The sequence below is a fragment of the Luteimicrobium album genome, assembly GCF_030161555.1.
GTDB lineage: Bacteria > Actinomycetota > Actinomycetes > Actinomycetales > Cellulomonadaceae > Luteimicrobium > Luteimicrobium album.
Genome location: NZ_BSUK01000001.1, coordinates 2,744,597 through 2,760,840 on the forward strand (window position 1 = coordinate 2,744,597; position 16,244 = coordinate 2,760,840).

Sequence of the window (16,244 nt, forward strand, 5' to 3'; positions counted from 1 at the left end):
TGCCCATGAGAGCTCGTGTGCTGGTTGTCGACGACGACACCGCCCTCGCCGAGATGATCGGCATCGTGCTGAAGTCGGAGGGCTTCGAACCGGTCTTCTGCGCCGACGGCGACGCCGCCCTGGGCGTGTTCCGGGCGTCGCAGCCGGACCTGGTCCTGCTCGACCTCATGCTCCCGGGCAAGGACGGCACGGAGGTGTGCCGCGAGATCCGCGCGGAGTCCGGCACCCCGATCATCATGCTGACGGCGAAGAGCGACACGGTGGACGTCGTGACGGGGCTCGAGTCGGGCGCCGACGACTACATCTCCAAGCCCTTCAAGCCGAAGGAGCTGGTGGCGCGGATCCGGGCGCGCCTGCGCCGCACGGAGGACCCGATGCCGGAGGTCCTCAAGGTCGCCGACGTCGAGATCGACGTCACGGGGCACCGGGTCACGCGGGACGGGGTTCCGATCGCGCTGACGCCCCTGGAGTTCGACCTGCTGGTGGCGCTGGCACGCAAGCCGTGGCAGGTGTTCAGCCGCGAGGTGCTCCTGGAGAAGGTGTGGGGTTACCGGCACGCGGCCGACACCCGCCTGGTGAACGTCCACGTGCAGCGGCTGCGGTCGAAGGTGGAGCACGACCCGGAGAGCCCGGAGATCGTCCTGACGGTGCGCGGCGTCGGGTACAAGGCCGGGGCGACGTCCGCCGCGAGCTGAGGCCTGTCGCCCACGGGCGGCGGGGTGACGGGAAGGGCAGGACGCGAGGACGAGGACGGTACGGGTGGCAGGGCGACGGTCGAGCCGCGGGCTCGGGGTGCGGCTGCGCCTGACGTGGCGCCGCGTGTCCCGGTGGTGCCTCGCGCTGCCGCGCCGCGCCGTCGAGCGCTGGCGGGCGTCGCTGCAGGTCCGGGTCGTGACGACGGCGCTCGTCGTGGGCCTGCTCGCGATCCTCGCGCTGGGCGCGTACCTGTCCCAGTCGGTGCGGGACGGTCTGTTCGACCGGCGCGTCGACCAGGTGCTGCTCGAGTCGCAGCGGTCCACGCAGGAGACCCAGTCGACGTTCACGTCGGCGTCCGCGAAGGACTCGACCGAGGTCCAGCAGCTGCTCAACGACACCGTCCTGCGCCTGCAGACGGGCGGTTCGGGCAACCGGGACGTCTTCCTGCTCAAGCCGGTGGGCTCGACGTCGGCGGGCTCGGTCACGGACGCGATGTCGGCGGCGAACTACCTGCCGTTGATCTCGGACTCCCTGCGCTCCCAGGTCGAGAGCGGGACGGGGCAGTACTGGCAGTCGGTGGGCATCCCGCTCGCCGACGGGGCTGTCGAGCCGGGTGTCGTCGTGGGGTCCACGGTGCAGGTGCCGATCGTCGGCACGTTCGAGCTCTACTACCTGTACTCGTTGCAGGACGACGAGGACACGCTTCGGTTCATCCAGTCGATCCTCCTGCTCGGCGGGGTGGTGCTCCTGGGCCTGGTCGGGGTCTCGATCTTCCTGGTGACCCGGCAGGTCGTGGCGCCGGTCCGCAACGCGGCGCGGGTGGCGGGCCGCCTGGCCGACGGGCACCTCGACGAGCGGCTCGCGGTGCGCGGCACGGACGAGATGGCGACGCTGGGCCGGGCGTTCAACGGGATGGCGGAGTCGCTCCAGGTGCAGATCGCCCGCTGGGAGGAGCTGTCGTCGCTGCAGCGGCGGTTCGTGTCCGACGTGTCGCACGAGCTGCGCACGCCTCTCACGACGATCCGGATGGCCGGCGACGTGCTGCACGCGTCGAGCGAGGACTTCTCGCCGGGCGCCCGCCGGTCGGCGGAGCTGCTGCGCACCCAGGTGGACCGGTTCGAGGAGCTCCTCGCGGACCTGCTGGAGATCTCCCGGTTCGACGCGGGCGCCGTGGGGCTCGAGGCGGAGCGCGCCAACCTCTCGAAGGTCGTGGACGACGTCGTCGAGAACGTGCTGACGCTCGCCGAGCGCAAGGACGTCTGGGTGTCGGTGCAGCTCCCGGCGGCGCCCGTCGTCGCCGACCTCGACCCGCGGCGCATCGAGCGCGTCGTCCGCAACCTCGTCGTCAACGCGATCGAGCACGCCGAGGGCCGGCCGGTCGAGATCGCGGTCGGCGGGGACGACGACGCCGTCGCGGTCGTGGTGCGCGACTTCGGCGTGGGCCTCACGGAGGCCGAGTGCGAGCACGTCTTCGACCGGTTCTGGCGGGCCGACCCGGCGCGGGCCCGCACGACGGGCGGCACGGGTCTGGGCCTCGCGATCGCCCTCGAGGACGCGCACCTGCACGGCGGCTGGCTCGAGGTGTGGGGGCGTCCCTCGCGCGGTGCCGCGTTCCGGCTCACCCTGCCGCGGCGCGCCGGGATCCAGCTCACGGGCTCCCCGCTCCCGCTCGTTCCGACGAGCGACGTGCCGCGTTCGTGGCCCGCGCAGGCGCAGGTCGAGCTCGGCCCGATGCACGGCGCCGGGGCGGACGTGACGAGCGGCCCGTCGGCGCTCCCGGACCTCACCGCGGTCGCCCACCACGACGACGCCGGGCACGACGAGGAGGCACCGTGACGTCCCGACCTGCCCCACGCACCCATGGGCGGAGCCGCGCCTTCCTCGCCGCGCTCGCGGGCGCCGTCGTCGTGGTGCTCGCGGCCTGCTCGTCGCTGCCCGTGACGGGCGGCGTCCACGCGGGCACGACGGCGGTCCCCGGCCCCGGGCCCGTCTACCTGGGGACGCCGGACTCGCCCCAGGAGGACGCGTCCCCGCTCGACATCGTGCGCGGCTTCATCGACGCCCAGGCGGCGGGGGTGGGCGACGACTTCACGGTCGCGAAGGAGTTCCTCGCCCCCGACGTCTCGGGCTGGGACCCGTGGGACTCGGTCACCGTGTTCTCGGGCGAGCCGACGCTCACCGAGCGGCAGGGCGCACCGGCGGACGGCACGCACAAGGCCGCCGAGCCGACCCCGACCCCGGGGGCCCGCACCGTCGTGCACGGCGGGCTGGCGTCGCTCGCCACCGTCGCGTCGGACGGCGAGTTCCAGCAGGAGGCCCCGAACCGGACCAAGGACCTCACCTTCACGCTCGAGGCCGACAGCGACGGACAGTGGCGGATCACCGAGCTCGACGACGGCATCGCGATGTCGGCCGCGAACTTCGAGTACGTCTACCGGGCGGTGAGCGTGTACTTCCCGAGCATGGACCACCAGGTGCTCGTGCCCGACGTGCGCTGGTTCCCGCAGCGGACCGCCCAGACACAGGCGGTGCAGGCGGTCCTCCAGGGGCCTGTGACGTGGTTGCGGGACTCGGTGGACTCGGTGGTCCCGGAGGGCACCTCGCTCAGCGTGGACGCGGTCGCGGTCGACGAGGACGGCGTGGCGACCGTCGACCTCACGGCCCCCGTGCTGTCCGCGTCGGGCACGGACCGCGCCGTCCTGCTTCAGCAGCTCACGTCCGTCCTCACGCAGTTCCCCCAGGTGCGCTCCGTGCAGCTCGAGGCCGCGGGCAGCCCGCTCAAGGTCACGGGCCCCGCGAGCCTGTCACGCGACCCGTCGCCCGGCGACGACCCCTACGTGGTGACTGGCCACCGGGTGCGGAGGCTCGACGCGGCCACCGGGAAGCAGGACGCCCTCGCGGGGACCATCACCACGCCGTCGGACGTGACCGCGCTCGCGGTCGGGACGAACGGGAACCCGGCGGTCGTCCGGGTGGGCACGGCGAGCCTCGTCCAGGTGTCGGGCGACGCGCGCCGGACCCTCCTGACCGGCGAGGACGTCGCTGGGCCCTCGGCGGACCGGTTCCGCTGGGTGTGGTCGGCGCGCGGTGACGACGAGGGGTACCTCGAGCTGTTCGACAAGGACGGTGCGCACACGCGGCTCGCGGTCACGTGGCTCCAGGGGCGCCGGGTGCTGTCGTTGCAGGTCTCGCGCGACGGCGCCCGGGTGGCCCTGGTGACGAGCGGAGCGACGGGCGTGCAGGTGGATCTCGCGGGCGTCGTGCGCAGCGGAGCGGGGGCGCCGGTGCGGCTGTCCGACCCGGTCACGGTGGGCGCGACCATCACCGACGCCCGGCAGGTCGTCTGGGTCGACGAGGACGACCTCGCCGTGCTGGGCCGCACGGGCTCGGGCACCAGCCCGACCGTCAACATCGTCCCCGTGGCCGACTACGCGCGGTCGTTGTCGTCGGTCTCGGACGTGGTGTCGATCGCGTCGGGCCGCGGCGAGTCGGCCCTCTACGCCGTCACGTCGTCGCACGAGCTCTTCGGCCGGCGTGCGACCGGTGCGACGTGGCTGTCGGTCGCGAAGGGCGTCGAGGCGGCCGCCTTCCCCGGCTGACACCGGTCGGGCGCCACCCCCAGCCTCGTGCCCGACGACGTCACGCACCGCGGGCTTCCGACGCGCCCTCGTCCGGGGCCGGGTGAGGGATCGTGGGCCGGTGCCGACGCTCACGACACCTCAGGCTCCTGCCCCGTCGCCCCGGCCCCACCCTCCGGCGGGGGACGCCGGCTCGCGGCTGCTGCGCCGGCTGTGGACGGCCGTGCGGGACGTCGCGCGCGTCGTCGTGCCCGTGGAGTGCCCCGGGTGCGGCGAGCTCGACGTGCCGCTGTGCGGCGTGTGCGCCTCGCTCCTCGGCGGGCCGCGCCGCTGCGAGGCCGGTGCCCCGAGGCTCGACCGCCTCGACGGGCGGCCCCTCCTGCCGGTCTGGGCGCTCGCGCCGTACGCGGGCGCGGTGCGGGGCGTCGTCGTCGGCTGGAAGGACCGTGGCCGGGCGGACCTGAGCGCACCGCTCGGGGACGCCGTGGCCCGCGCGGCGCGTGAGCTCGCCGCCCCGCTCGGGCGGGCGCTCGCCGGTGCGGTGCCTCGCGAGGACGGTGCCGGCCTCGCCGTCGTGCCGGCCCCGTCGACGTGGGCGTCCCGGCTCGCGCGCGGCCGCGTCCCGGTGCGCGAGCTGGCGGTCCGGGCGGCGGGTGCGCTCCGATCGTCGGGCGAGCCGCTCGGCCGGGTGGACGTCGTCGACGCGCTCGCGGAGCGCCGGGGGCGTGACCAGGTGGGGCTCGGGGCCCGCGCCCGGGCCGCGAACGTCCGGGACCGTGTGCGGGCGCGCGGGGCGGCGCAGCGGTGCGCGGGACGTCCGGTGCTCCTCGTCGACGACGTCCTCACGACCGGCGCGACGCTCGCCACCTGCGAGTCCGTGCTGGCGCGGGCGGGGGCCGTCGTCGTCGGGGCGCTCGTCCTCGCGGCGACCCCGAGGCCCGACGCCGCGGCGCCCGGACCGGACGTGAGGAGGGACAGCACGGTTCACCCCGGACGGACGACGATGCTCCGCGACGTGCCGGACCCCCGGGCTAGGGTGGGGGTGAGCCCCAGGTCCGGGACGACCGGCACCCGTGGACGCCGCCATCGTCGGCGCTCCTCAGGCGCCGTCGCCGGACGCCGAGCCCGAACGTCGGGAGGTGATGCCCCACCTGGCACCGACGCGGTGCCCGAACCCGTTCGAACCGACGCACCGCCGCCCCGAAGTGGCAGGCGGGCGTCCATCCTCACGGAGGCTCATATGGAGATCGTCGTCGTCGGCCGGCACACCGAGGTAGCGGACCGCTTCCGCCAGCACGCGGAGGACAAGCTCGCGAAGGTGGAGCAGCTCGCCCCGACCGCGCAGCGCGTGGACGTGGAGGTGACGCGGGAGAACAACCCGCGGCTCGCGAGCGTGCGGGAGCGCGTGGAGCTCACGGTGCGCGCCAAGGGGCCGGTGGTCCGGGCGGAGGCAGCCGCGGACGACCGCTTCGGCGCGCTCGACCTCGCCCTCGACAAGCTCTCCGAACGGCTGCGCCGCGCGCGCGACCGCCGCAAGGACCACCGCCAGTACCAGGTGGACCCGCCGGTCGACGTCCGGCCGCCGTCGCAGATCCCGGAGCCCGACGTCCCGGAGCCGGTGCCCACGCCCCCGGAGCACCCGGGGGACTCGGTCGAGCGTGAGCTGGGCGACTCGCCCGTGGTGATCCGCGAGAAGCTGCACCAGGCGAAGCCGATGTCCGTGGACGACGCGCTGTACGAGATGGAGATGGTCGGCCACGACTTCTTCCTCTTCGTCGACAGCGAGACGAAGCGTCCGTCGGTCGCGTACCGACGGCACGGCTGGACCTACGGCGTCGTGCAGCTCGACACGTCCTGCGACTGCGTCTGACCCGATCCGTGTGCGCCCTCCCGACGGCCCGGCCGTCGGGAGGGCGCACGGCCGTGTGGGTGGTGGCGGGCAGGCTGGGGGTGGCTCCCGAGACGATCACGATCGCCCAGGCCCGGCGGACCGCGCTCGCGGCGCAGGGCCTCGCCCGACGACGTCCCGACCGTCCCGGCTCGCGGGTCACGATGGCCGGGGTGCAGCGGGTGGTCGGCCGGCTGCAGGTCCTCCAGATCGACTCCGTGAACGTCCTCGCGCGCGCCCACCTCGTGCCGCTGTACGCGCGCCTCGGCCCCTACGACGTCGGGCTGCTGGACCGCGCGTCGGGCCGGGCTCCGCGCCGGGTGGTCGAGGCGTGGGCGCACGAGGCGTCGTACGTGCCGGTCGAGCTGTTCCCCTCGTTCGCGTTCCGGCGCGCCTCCTACGAGAAGGAGGCGTGGGGGAACATCCGCTCCGTGGTCCACCAGCACCCCGACGTCGTCGCGCGCGTGCGCGAGGTCGTCGCGGACGCCGGGCCCGTGACGGCGAGCCGGGTCCAGGAGCTGTTCGAGCACGAGCACCCCCGGACGCGCGACGCGTGGGGCTGGAACTGGACCGTGGCCAAGCGTGCGCTCGAGCTGCTGTTCTTCACCGGGGAGGTTGTGCCCGCGCGGCGCAACGCGGCGTTCGAGCGGTGCTACGACCTGGCGGAGCGGGTCCTCCCGCCCACCGTGCTCGCGGCACCGACCCCGCCGCCCGAGGACCAGGTGCGCACGCTCGTCGAGATCGCGGCACGCGCGCACGGCGTGGGCACGCGCCGCGACCTCGCCGACTACTACCGGGTGCGGGGGCCGCTCGTCGACCGGGCGATCGAGGACCTCGTCGAGGAGGGCACCCTTCGCCCTGTCGTGGTGCGGGGCTGGGACGCGAAGGTCTGGGCGTACCGCGACGCGACGTTCCCGCGCGTCGCGGACGCGCGGACGCTGCTCAGCCCCTTCGACCCGCTCGTGTTCGAGCGCAGCCGCCTCGAGGAGCTGTTCGGGACGCGGTACCGGATCGAGATCTACGTGCCCGCCGCCAAGCGGGTGCACGGCTACTACGTGCTGCCGTTCCTCCAGGGCGACGCGATCACGGCCCGCGTCGACCTCAAGGCGGACCGCGCCGCCGGGGTGCTGCGCGTCCTCGCGGCCCACGACGAGCCGGACACCCGCCCGGACACGGCGACCGAGCTCGCCGAGGAGCTGGACGTGCTCGCGAGCTGGCTGGGGCTCGGCGACGTGGTGGTCGAGCCCGTCGGGGCGCTCGCCCCCGCGCTCACGGCGGTGCGGATCGCGCGCTGAGCCCGTCGTCCGCCGATGGTGACGCCCGGTTCGCCGGCGGTGACGTCGTGCGCCGTGGTTGCGGCGGGTGGGGTGCGCGGCAAGGCGGCTCGGGCTGTCGCCCTTCGGCCCGGGGGCCGTGTGCACTCCTCGACGCCCTTCGCCACCTTCCCCCGCACCCCATCCCCCCCCGCGCGCCCCGACCACGCGGGCGTCACCGTCGGCGAACCCGACGTTGCCGTCGGCGGGTGGTTCGCCCTGGGGGAACGCGCAGAAGGAGTTCAGGCTTTGCGCCTACGATGGTCCCGCGGTGCACCCTCGTGGTGGAGGGCGCCGACTCCCGGCCGCCCGGCCGGGGTCCCACCGAACGGAGACGTGCGTGCCTGCGATTGTCGACAAGGTCCTGCGCATCGGCGAGGGCCGGATCCTCAGGAAGCTGAGCGGTCTCGCTGCGCAGATCAACCAGCTGGAGCCCAGCTTCACCGAGCTCAGCGACGCGGAGCTGCGCGAGGAGACCGACCGCTTCAGGGAGCGGCTCGCGGCGGGGGAGACCCTCGACGACCTGCTCCCCGAGGCGTTCGCGGCGGTCCGCGAGGCTGCGCGCCGCACGCTCGGCCAGCGCCACTTCGACGTCCAGCTCATGGGCGGGGCGGCCCTGCACCTCGGGAACATCGCCGAGATGAAGACCGGTGAGGGCAAGACGCTCGTCGCGACCGCGCCGGCGTACCTCAACGCGCTCACCGGCAAGGGCGTCCACGTCATCACGGTCAACGACTACCTGGCCGAGTACCAGAGCGACCTCATGGGCCGCGTCTACCGGTTCCTCGGCCTGACCACGGGCTGCATCCTCACCGGCCAGACGCCGGCCGAGCGGCGTGAGCAGTACGCCGCCGACATCACGTACGGCACGAACAACGAGTTCGGGTTCGACTACCTGCGCGACAACATGGCGTGGGGCACCGAGGAGCTCGTGCAGCGCGGCCACAACTTCGCGATCGTCGACGAGGTCGACTCGATCCTCATCGACGAGGCGCGTACCCCGCTCATCATTTCCGGGCCGTCGTCGGGCGACGCGAACCGCTGGTACACGGAGTTCGCGCGGGTCGCGCGCCGCCTGACCAAGGACGCGGACTACGAGGTCGACGAGAAGAAGCGCACCGTCGGCGTCCTCGAGCCCGGCATCGAGAAGGTCGAGGACTACCTCGGCATCGACAACCTGTACGAGTCCCTCAACACCCCGCTCATCGGCTTCCTCAACAACGCCATCAAGGCCAAGGAGCTGTTCAAGCGGGACAAGGACTACGTCGTCCTGAACGGCGAGGTGCTCATCGTCGACGAGCACACGGGCCGCATCCTGCCGGGCCGTCGCTACAACGAGGGCATGCACCAGGCGATCGAGGCGAAGGAGGGTGTCGAGATCAAGGCCGAGAACCAGACGCTCGCCACGATCACCCTCCAGAACTACTTCCGCCTGTACGAGAAGCTCTCGGGCATGACCGGTACGGCCGAGACCGAGGCTGCCGAGTTCCAGGGCACGTACAAGCTGGGCGTCGTGCCGATCCCGACGAACCGCGCCATGCAGCGCATCGACCAGCCCGACCTCGTCTACAAGAACGAGGCCGGCAAGTTCAGCGCGGTCGTGGAGGACATCGTCGAGCGGCACGCCAAGGGCCAGCCCGTCCTCGTCGGCACGACGAGCGTCGAGAAGTCGGAGCTCCTGTCGAGCCTGCTGAAGAAGCAGGGCGTCCCGCACGAGGTCCTCAACGCGAAGCAGCACGAGCGCGAGGCCCGCGTCGTCGCGCAGGCGGGCCGCAAGGGCGCCGTCACGGTCGCCACGAACATGGCGGGCCGCGGTACCGACATCATGCTCGGTGGCAACGCCGAGCACATGGCGGTCGACACGCTCGCCCAGGCCGGTCTCGACCCGAACGAGACGCCGGAGGAGTACGAGCAGGCGTGGCCGGCCGCCCTCGAGAAGGCGAAGACCGCGGTCGCGGCCGAGCACGACGAGGTTGTCGAGCTGGGCGGCCTGTACGTGCTGGGCACGGAGCGGCACGAGTCGCGCCGCATCGACAACCAGCTCCGTGGCCGCTCCGGCCGTCAGGGCGACCCGGGTGAGTCCCGGTTCTACCTGTCGATGCAGGACGACCTCATGCGCCTGTTCAACTCGGGTCTCGCCGAGTCGATGATGAACCGCGCGGGCTTCCCCGACGACGTGCCGCTCGAGTCGAAGATGGTGACGCGCGGCATCCGCAGCGCGCAGTCGCAGGTCGAGTCGCGCAACTTCGAGATCCGCAAGAACGTCCTCAAGTACGACGACGTCCTGTCCCGCCAACGCACCGTCATCTACGACGAGCGTCGCCGCGTGCTCGAGGGCGAGGACCTGCAGGAGCAGGTCCAGCACTTCATCGCGGACGTCCTCACGGCGTACGTGGACGGCGCGACGGCCGAGGGCCAGCCGGACCAGTGGGACCTCGACGCCCTGTGGACCGCGCTGCGCGGCGTGTACCCGGTGTCGATCACGCCGGACGAGGTCGTCGAGCAGGCGGGGGAGATCCACCACCTGACGCGTGACGTCATCCTCACGGAGATCCTCTCGGACGCCGAGTACGCGTACAAGGCTCGTGAGGAGGAGCTCGGCGAGGAGAACATGCGTCAGCTCGAGCGTCGCGTGACGCTGTCCGTCCTGGACCGCAAGTGGCGCGAGCACCTCTACGAGATGGACTACCTCAAGGAGGGCATCGGGCTGCGCGCGATGGCCCAGCGCGACCCGCTCGTCGAGTACCAGCGCGAGGGCTTCCAGCTCTTCCAGGCGATGACGGACGCCATCAAGGAGGAGACGGTCTCGTTCCTGTTCCAGCTCGAGGTGCAGGTCCAGCCGGCGGAGGAGATCACGATCGGGTCGTCGGACGGCGCCGGTCCCGACGTCTCCGCCGACGACCCGCGGCTCCAGGCCGAGCTCGAGGCCGCGGCCGCGGAGCTCGCCGCGCTCGACGACCCGACGAGCCCCGAGGCGCAGGCCCTGGACGTCGAGGCCGAGCGCGAGCTCGAGGCGGAGCGCCGCGCGGCGGCGTCCGCGCCGTCGGCACCCGGTCGCCTCGTCGGCAAGGGCCTCGATGGTCCGGAGCGCCCGGCGACCCTCCAGTACACGGCGCCGTCGGACGACGGCTCGACGAGCACCAGCGGGGACGCGTCGGCGGCCCGCAAGGCGCTGCACGGTGAGGCGGGCGCACCGGAGTCGGACGGCCGGACCTTCCCGGGGACGCCGCGCAATGCGCAGTGCCCCTGCGGTTCGGGCAAGAAGTACAAGCTCTGCCACGGCAAGAACGAGGAGTGATCCTCGCGGCCCGGGCCTGACGGTCTGGACGTGACGACGGCGCCGGGACCTGCGGGTCCCGGCGCCGTCGTCGTTCCAAGCCCGGTCGAGCGGGCCCCGGGGTCAGCCGATCTCGAGCGCGACGACCCGCCACTGCCCGCGGTGCGCCTCGACGCGGAGCGCGGCCGCCCGCACCCGGTCGACGTCCTCGACGACGACGCTCGCCTCGGCGACGGTCGGGCCCAGCCGGACGACCCGGGCCCGGCGGACGAGGGCGGGCCGGGGCACCCGGGTGGGACGGGGCAGGCCGCGCACGAGCGCGGCGCGCGTGCCGAGCGCCTCGAGCACGGTGGGGGAGACCCAGCGCGCGAGCTGCGCGACGGGCCGGTCACCGCGTGCGACCTCCACGGCTCCCCGCACGACGGCGCAGCACAGGCGGGTCGGGTCGGGCAGCTCCGGCTCGCCGTCCGCGGCGTCGGTGGACGTCGTGGGAAGAGGTTCGGAGAGCGGGTCCGAGGTGAGCCGTCGGGCACGGTCGGCGAGTTCGTCGAGGTCGGCAACGACGCGCGGACCGCTCACGCGTACGAGCGGTACGACGGGAACCGGCTCCGCGTCGAGGAGGTCGCCCCGCCCCGGGCCGGGCGTCGCGCGCACGCGCACGCCGTTGCCGCGGGGGTGGGTGGGCCGGGCCGCGGTGTGGCCGGTACGTGCGGGACGGGCGGGTGCGGCGAGAGCGGTCATCGCGATCTCCTTCGGGGCGAGCGTCTCGTGGGTCGGGTCGAGGGGGCGGTCGGGGCCGCCGGGCGGGTGGTTCATGCCGGCTCCGGTGCGACGAGCACGGTTCCAGGGAGCAGCAGGTCGGGGTCGGCGCCGATGACGTGCCGGTTGGTCTCGTACCAGCGGGGCCACGCGCGGGCGATCTCGGCGTCGGACGCGTGCGGGCCCAGGTGCGCGGCGGCGATGGCCCACAGGGAGTCGCCGTGGTGGACGGTCACGCGGGTGGGCCGGCCGGTGTCGGCGGCCCGTGCGGCGGTCGGCGTCGAGGCGGTCGGGGGCGCCGTCGCCAGCGGGTGCCAGCCGAGGTCGAGCGCGGTCTCGGGGGTTCCCGAGCGGGACTGCGGGGCGGCGGCGTGGTCGGCGCCGTCGTCGGGCGTCGTGACGGTCTCGTGCCAGCCGAGGTCGAGCGCGCCCGCCGGACGGGCGGCGTCGGGCCGGCTCGCGGCTGAACCGGCGTCGGCGCCGGACCCGGTGGCGCCGTGCGCGGCATCGTGGTCGACGAGCGTGGCCGCTGCGGGAGCGGCCATCGCGGCGGGCGCAGCGAAGGCGGCGGCCGACCCGGCGAGCGCGGCCCCGGCGCCGAGGCTCATGCCCACGCCCGCCCCGACGGCCCGCCGCGCGAGCGCGCGGACCATGACGGGCGCCCGCTGTGCGACAACGTCCCGGAGCCGGGGGAGCGGTCGCCCGGCACGGACGGCGGCGACGTAGCCGAGCGCGAGGAGCGTGTGGATCGTGAGGCGCGCCGCGACGACCGCACCGACGAGGAGGATCGGCACGGCGACGAGGCGCTCCACGCCGAGGACGTCGAGGCGTGAGGCGAGGGCGAGGTCGGGGCCCAGCGCCGGCGCGACGAGCCCGTGGGCGACGACGACGAGCCAGGTCGCGAGCGCGGGGGCCGCGACGGCGAGCCCCAGGAGCCCCGCGAACGCCCCGAAGGATCCGGCTCCGTCGGCGGCGCGTGTCGGCGGAGCGTCCGGTCGTGCTGTGCGGGCCATGTCGATCCTCGCCCCCTGATCGCTGATGATGTCGTTTGATGTCGTTTGGGGTCGATCAAAGCCGAATGCTGATCCCGGGTCAAGGGGTGTGTTCGCCATGTGGACGAGCGCGACCGGAAGATCCGTTACTCGTGCACCCTGTGGCGCGTGCGCTGGGACGACCTGTTCGAGGACATGGAGGCGCAGCTCGCCGCCATGACGCGCAGCGAGTTCGACGCCCGCGTCGAGGACCTCACGCGCGCCGAGCACGCGGCCGTCGCCCTCGGTGCGCGGCTGCGCGCCTCCGGCGGCTCGCTCCTCACGGTCGCGCTCGACGACGGCGCGCTCGTCCGCGGCCGCGTCGCCTCCGCTGCGGAGCACTGGTTCGAGCTCGAGGAGGGCGTGCGTCGCCACCTCGTCCCGCTCCGCGCGGTCACGTGGGTCCAGGGCGTGGCGCCGTTGGCCGCGCCGGGTGCGGGCGTCGTCGAGCGCCGCCTGGGCCTCGGGCCGGCGCTCCGTGCGCTCGCCCGGGACCGGGTGCGTGTGCTCGTGCGGACGCGCGCCGGCACGGTCGCCGGACGGATCGCGCGTGTCGGCAAGGACTACGTCGAGCTCGACGACACCGGCGGCCACGGCACCGGGCCGAATGACCTCGGGGGCTGGGGGCGGGCGCCGCGACCGGCCACGACCGCCCTCCCGCTCGACCGCGTGCTGTGCGTCAGCGAGGTGGTCTGACGGCGTGACGGAGCGGCAGGGGAGATCCGAGCCGGTCAGAGGCGCGTCGGCCGGTGCGCGGACGAGGGCCGCGGCGCGTGGCGGTCAGGCGCGCTCGTCGAGCGTGCCCGCGTCGATCCGTGCCCGCGTCTGCGCGTACTGGCGCTGGATGTACTCCTCGAGCACGGTCGCCTCGACCCGCCACTGCCCGCGCCCGCCGACCTGGATCGCGGGCAGCTCCCCCGAGCGGACGAGGGCGTACGCCTGCGCCGAGGAGATGTTCAGCACCTCCATCACGTCGGCGAGCGTGAGGAACCGGGAAGCCATGACCTGAGTTTCGCACGCGGGCCCGGCCCCGAGCCCGTTGTCCACAGCTCCACGGGCGGTCGGGCCGCTACCCGCCGGTACGCGAGAGACTGCGTCCTGCCCGGCCCGAGCCGACCCCACCCAGCAGACCACCCCCACGACCTCCCCGAGGAGACGGACCGACGATGACGACGACCCTCCGGCCCACGCTCGAACAGCTCCCAGCCCCGGTGGCCCCGCGGCTGCGCCGGCCGACCTGGCGCGACCCGAGGCTCCTCGTGGGGTGCGCCCTCGTCGCGGGCTCGGTCGCGCTCGGGGCGACCGTCGTGTCGTCAGCGCGCGACACCGCACCCGTGTACGTCGCCGCGCACGACCTCGTCCCGGGCGACCCCGTCGCCGCCTCCGACCTGCGCGTCGTCGACGTCAACCTCGGGGGCGAGGCCGCCCGCTACCTCGTGCCCGAGGGCGGTGGGCTCGCCGCCGGGACCGTCGTGACCGGTGTCGTGCACGCGGGCGAGCTCCTGCCGCGCGCCGCGCTCGGCAAGGCCTCCGACGTCGACGTCCGCACCGTCGCGGTGCCCGTGGGCGGGACGATCTCCGACCGGGTCGAGGCCGGCTCCACCGTGGACGTGTGGTTCGTGCCCAAGGCCGCGACCGGCGCGACCGGCTCCGACGCCGCCGCCACGCCGCGACGGATCACCGAGAGCGCCGTCGTCGCCCAGGTCGACGAGCCCGGCTCGAGCCTCGTCGGCGGCGGGCAGACCACCGTCCAGGTCCTCGTGCCCCAGGGCGACCTGCCCACCGTCCTCGCGGCTCTCGCCGCCGACGGCACCGTCACCGTCGTGCCCGGCGGTGCCCGGTGAGCGCACTCTCCGACCCGACCCCCGTCCCCGTCCTCTGCGCGGTCCGCGGACCCGCGGAGGCCGGCGTCGCCACGACCCTCGCCGCTGACCCCGGCACGGTCGTCGTCCGGCGCTGCGCCGACGTCGCGGAGCTCCTCGCCGCGTCCGCGGCCGGTCTCGGCGCCGTGGCCGTGGTGTCGAGCGACCTGACCGGGCTCGACCGGTCCGCCGTCGCGGCGCTCCACGAGGCCGGGGTGCGCGTCGTCGTGCTGCACGACGACGTGGTGCACGAGGAGCAGCGCGTCCGCGCCCTCGGCCCGGACCGGCTCCTCGCCCTGACGACGGCGCTCGCCGACGGCGCGACCCTCGCCGGGACCGTCCGCGACGCCCTGCGCGACCCCGCCCGCCCCGAGACGGGGGCGATGCCCCGGCTCGAGGAGGCACCCGTCGTGCGGCGCGCCGGCAGCGTCGTCGCCGTCTGGGGCCCCACCGGGGCGCCGGGACGGTCGACCGTCGCCGTGAACCTCGCCGCGGAGCTCGCCGGCGCGGGGCGGCGGGCCGGCCGTCGTCGGGGCGCGACCGCAGAGACCGGCGTCGAGGTACTGCTCGCCGACGCGGACACCTACGGCGGGGTCGTCGCCCAGCTCCTCGGGATGCTCGACGAGTCCGTCGGGCTCGCCTCCGCGTCGCGGGCGGCGGCCCAGGGCGTGCTCGACGCCGTCACGCTCGCGCGCCTCAGTCCCTACGTGCTCGCCCGCCTGCGGGTGCTCACCGGCATCACGCGGCCGGCGCGCTGGGTCGAGCTCCTCCTCCTCGCTCGACGTCGTCTGGGAGAAGGCACGCGAGATCGCCGACGTGACGGTCGTCGACTGCGGCTTCTCGCTCGAGCACGACGAGCTCCTCACCTACGACACGCGCGCGCCGCAGCGCAACGCCGCCACCCTGTCGGCCCTGGGCGCGGCGGACGTCGTGGTCGTCGTCGGAGGGGCCGACCCGGTCGGCATCCAGCGGCTCGTCCGGGCCCTCGGGGACCTCGACGACGCAGGCGTCCTCGCGCCCCGCGTCGTCGCCGTCAACCGCGTCCGAGGGCGCGCCAGCGGGACCCGCCCCGCGCAGGCCGTGAGCGACGTCCTCGCCCGGTACGCCGGCGTCGACGCGCCCGTCCTCCTGCCCGACGACCCCGCCGCGTGCGACCGGGCCGTGCTCGAGGGCAGGGTGATCGCCGAGTGCGCGCCCTCGTCGTCGGTCCGGGCCGCGCTCACCGGGCTCGCGGGCCGGGTGCGCGAGCTCCTGCCCGTCCACGCCGAGCCCGACGGCGCCGTCGTCGGCGGGCCGGTACGACGCGAGGCGCTCGAACGGGCACACTGAGGCCATGCGCCTGTACGTGCCCGCGACCCGCGACGACCTCGACACCGTGACGACCACCGCGAGCCGGGCCACCTGGCCGGTCGCTCCGCGCGTCGCGCACGCCGTCACGCCCGCGCTGCGCGCCGAGCTGCCCGACGAGGACGACGAGGGCCTCGAGTACGCCGCCTGGCTCGCCGCCGCCGACGACTCGCTCGGGCTCGTCCTGCAGGGGGCGTCGTCGCCGCTGCGCGTCGTCGTGACCGTCGAGGTGCCGGACGCCGTCGTCGGTGACGCCCTCGCCACCGGCGACGACGTGTCGCCCAGCACCGTGCAGGTCACCGACGACGTCGACGCGCAGGTCGTGTGCGCGCACGTCGACGAGACCGACGCCGGACCCGACGTGTTGCGCGTGGGACAGGTCGCCGAGGCGGACCTCGACGACGCGCTCCAGGCCGTCGTCGACCGCGACCTGCTCTGGTACGACTGGACGGAGCTGGACCAGGCGCCTCGCTGAGGTGCTCCGGGTCCAGGT

The 16,244-nt window shown here is 74.6% G+C and carries 13 protein-coding genes and 1 pseudogene; 11 read left to right on the top strand and 3 right to left on the bottom strand.

Annotated elements, in window-relative coordinates; genetic code table 11:
• Window positions 1-5 precede the first annotated feature (5 nt).
• The 7 genes and pseudogenes from mtrA (at window position 6) to QQK45_RS23305 (ending at window position 10,773) form a co-directional block, all read left to right on the top strand.
• Window positions 6-695 (top strand): MtrAB system response regulator MtrA, encoded by a 690-nt coding sequence (gene mtrA / locus QQK45_RS14100; protein WP_284293830.1) that lies wholly within the window; start codon window positions 6-8, stop codon window positions 693-695.
• A 64-nt stretch (window positions 696-759) separates the two neighbouring features.
• The gene (gene mtrB / locus QQK45_RS14105; RefSeq protein WP_284293833.1) at window positions 760-2,532 is read left to right on the top strand and encodes an MtrAB system histidine kinase MtrB; all 1,773 of its coding nucleotides are present in this window, start codon (window positions 760-762) and stop codon (window positions 2,530-2,532) included.
• Window positions 2,529-4,295 (top strand): LpqB family beta-propeller domain-containing protein, encoded by a 1,767-nt coding sequence (locus tag QQK45_RS14110; protein WP_284293835.1) that lies wholly within the window; start codon window positions 2,529-2,531, stop codon window positions 4,293-4,295. The genes mtrB and QQK45_RS14110 overlap by 4 nt, the downstream gene beginning before the upstream one ends.
• A 1,219-nt stretch (window positions 4,296-5,514) precedes the next feature.
• Complete coding sequence (gene hpf, locus QQK45_RS14115; RefSeq protein WP_284295059.1) at window positions 5,515-6,144, top strand: ribosome hibernation-promoting factor, HPF/YfiA family; 630 nt, start codon at window positions 5,515-5,517, stop codon at window positions 6,142-6,144.
• Between the two features lie 80 nt (window positions 6,145-6,224).
• Window positions 6,225-7,457, top strand: a complete 1,233-nt coding sequence (locus QQK45_RS14120) for a winged helix-turn-helix domain-containing protein (protein WP_284293837.1) — start codon at window positions 6,225-6,227, stop codon at window positions 7,455-7,457.
• A 358-nt stretch (window positions 7,458-7,815) separates the two neighbouring features.
• A pseudogene (gene secA, locus QQK45_RS14125) lies at window positions 7,816-10,314 on the top strand (preprotein translocase subunit SecA); the annotation flags it as partial.
• Window positions 10,303-10,773, top strand: coding sequence for an SEC-C metal-binding domain-containing protein (locus QQK45_RS23305; protein WP_431310342.1), 471 nt, complete (start codon window positions 10,303-10,305; stop codon window positions 10,771-10,773). The pseudogene secA and the gene QQK45_RS23305, both read left to right, overlap by 12 nt.
• Window positions 10,774-10,875: 102 nt before the next feature.
• On the opposite strand, the gene QQK45_RS14130 is transcribed toward QQK45_RS23305, so the two are convergent.
• Together QQK45_RS14130 and QQK45_RS14135 are read right to left on the bottom strand one after the other, a co-directional pair.
• A complete protein-coding gene (locus QQK45_RS14130) occupies window positions 10,876-11,568 on the bottom strand; it encodes an Rv3235 family protein (RefSeq protein WP_284293842.1) in 693 nt (230 codons plus the stop codon).
• Window positions 11,565-12,524 carry a LysM peptidoglycan-binding domain-containing protein gene (locus QQK45_RS14135; protein WP_284293844.1) on the bottom strand — a complete coding sequence of 320 codons (960 nt, stop codon included), beginning with the start codon at window positions 12,522-12,524 and terminating at the stop codon, window positions 11,565-11,567. The genes QQK45_RS14130 and QQK45_RS14135 overlap by 4 nt, the downstream gene beginning before the upstream one ends.
• A gap of 99 nt (window positions 12,525-12,623) precedes the next feature.
• Between QQK45_RS14135 and QQK45_RS14140 the strand changes: the two genes are divergently transcribed.
• The gene (locus QQK45_RS14140) at window positions 12,624-13,238 is read left to right on the top strand and encodes a hypothetical protein (RefSeq protein ID WP_284293845.1); all 615 of its coding nucleotides are present in this window, start codon (window positions 12,624-12,626) and stop codon (window positions 13,236-13,238) included.
• A gap of 84 nt (window positions 13,239-13,322) precedes the next feature.
• On the opposite strand, the gene QQK45_RS14145 is transcribed toward QQK45_RS14140, so the two are convergent.
• Window positions 13,323-13,544, bottom strand: coding sequence for a helix-turn-helix domain-containing protein (locus QQK45_RS14145; protein ID WP_284293847.1), 222 nt, complete (start codon window positions 13,542-13,544; stop codon window positions 13,323-13,325).
• A 164-nt stretch (window positions 13,545-13,708) separates the two neighbouring features.
• Between QQK45_RS14145 and QQK45_RS14150 the strand changes: the two genes are divergently transcribed.
• The 3 genes from QQK45_RS14150 (at window position 13,709) to QQK45_RS14160 (ending at window position 16,226) form a co-directional block, all read left to right on the top strand.
• Window positions 13,709-14,386, top strand: a complete 678-nt coding sequence (locus QQK45_RS14150) for an SAF domain-containing protein (RefSeq protein ID WP_284293849.1) — start codon at window positions 13,709-13,711, stop codon at window positions 14,384-14,386.
• An 834-nt stretch (window positions 14,387-15,220) separates the two neighbouring features.
• Complete coding sequence (locus QQK45_RS14155; RefSeq protein WP_284293851.1) at window positions 15,221-15,733, top strand: hypothetical protein; 513 nt, start codon at window positions 15,221-15,223, stop codon at window positions 15,731-15,733.
• A gap of 4 nt (window positions 15,734-15,737) precedes the next feature.
• Window positions 15,738-16,226, top strand: a complete 489-nt coding sequence (locus QQK45_RS14160; protein ID WP_284293853.1) for a DUF6912 family protein — start codon at window positions 15,738-15,740, stop codon at window positions 16,224-16,226.
• Window positions 16,227-16,244 lie beyond the last annotated feature (18 nt).

Excerpts from the sequence above, each read along its gene's own strand:
- mtrA (WP_284293830.1), top strand. The coding sequence starts at position 6 with ATGAGAGCTCGTGTGCTGGTTGTCGACGACGACACCGCCCTCGCCGAG.
- hpf (WP_284295059.1), top strand. The coding sequence starts at position 5,515 with ATGGAGATCGTCGTCGTCGGCCGGCACACCGAGGTAGCGGACCGCTTC.
- QQK45_RS14130 (WP_284293842.1), bottom strand. The coding sequence starts at position 11,568 with ATGAACCACCCGCCCGGCGGCCCCGACCGCCCCCTCGACCCGACCCAC.
- QQK45_RS14135 (WP_284293844.1), bottom strand. The coding sequence starts at position 12,524 with ATGGCCCGCACAGCACGACCGGACGCTCCGCCGACACGCGCCGCCGAC.
- QQK45_RS14145 (WP_284293847.1), bottom strand. The coding sequence starts at position 13,544 with ATGGCTTCCCGGTTCCTCACGCTCGCCGACGTGATGGAGGTGCTGAAC.
- QQK45_RS14150 (WP_284293849.1), top strand. The coding sequence starts at position 13,709 with ATGACGACGACCCTCCGGCCCACGCTCGAACAGCTCCCAGCCCCGGTG.
- QQK45_RS14160 (WP_284293853.1), top strand. The coding sequence starts at position 15,738 with ATGCGCCTGTACGTGCCCGCGACCCGCGACGACCTCGACACCGTGACG.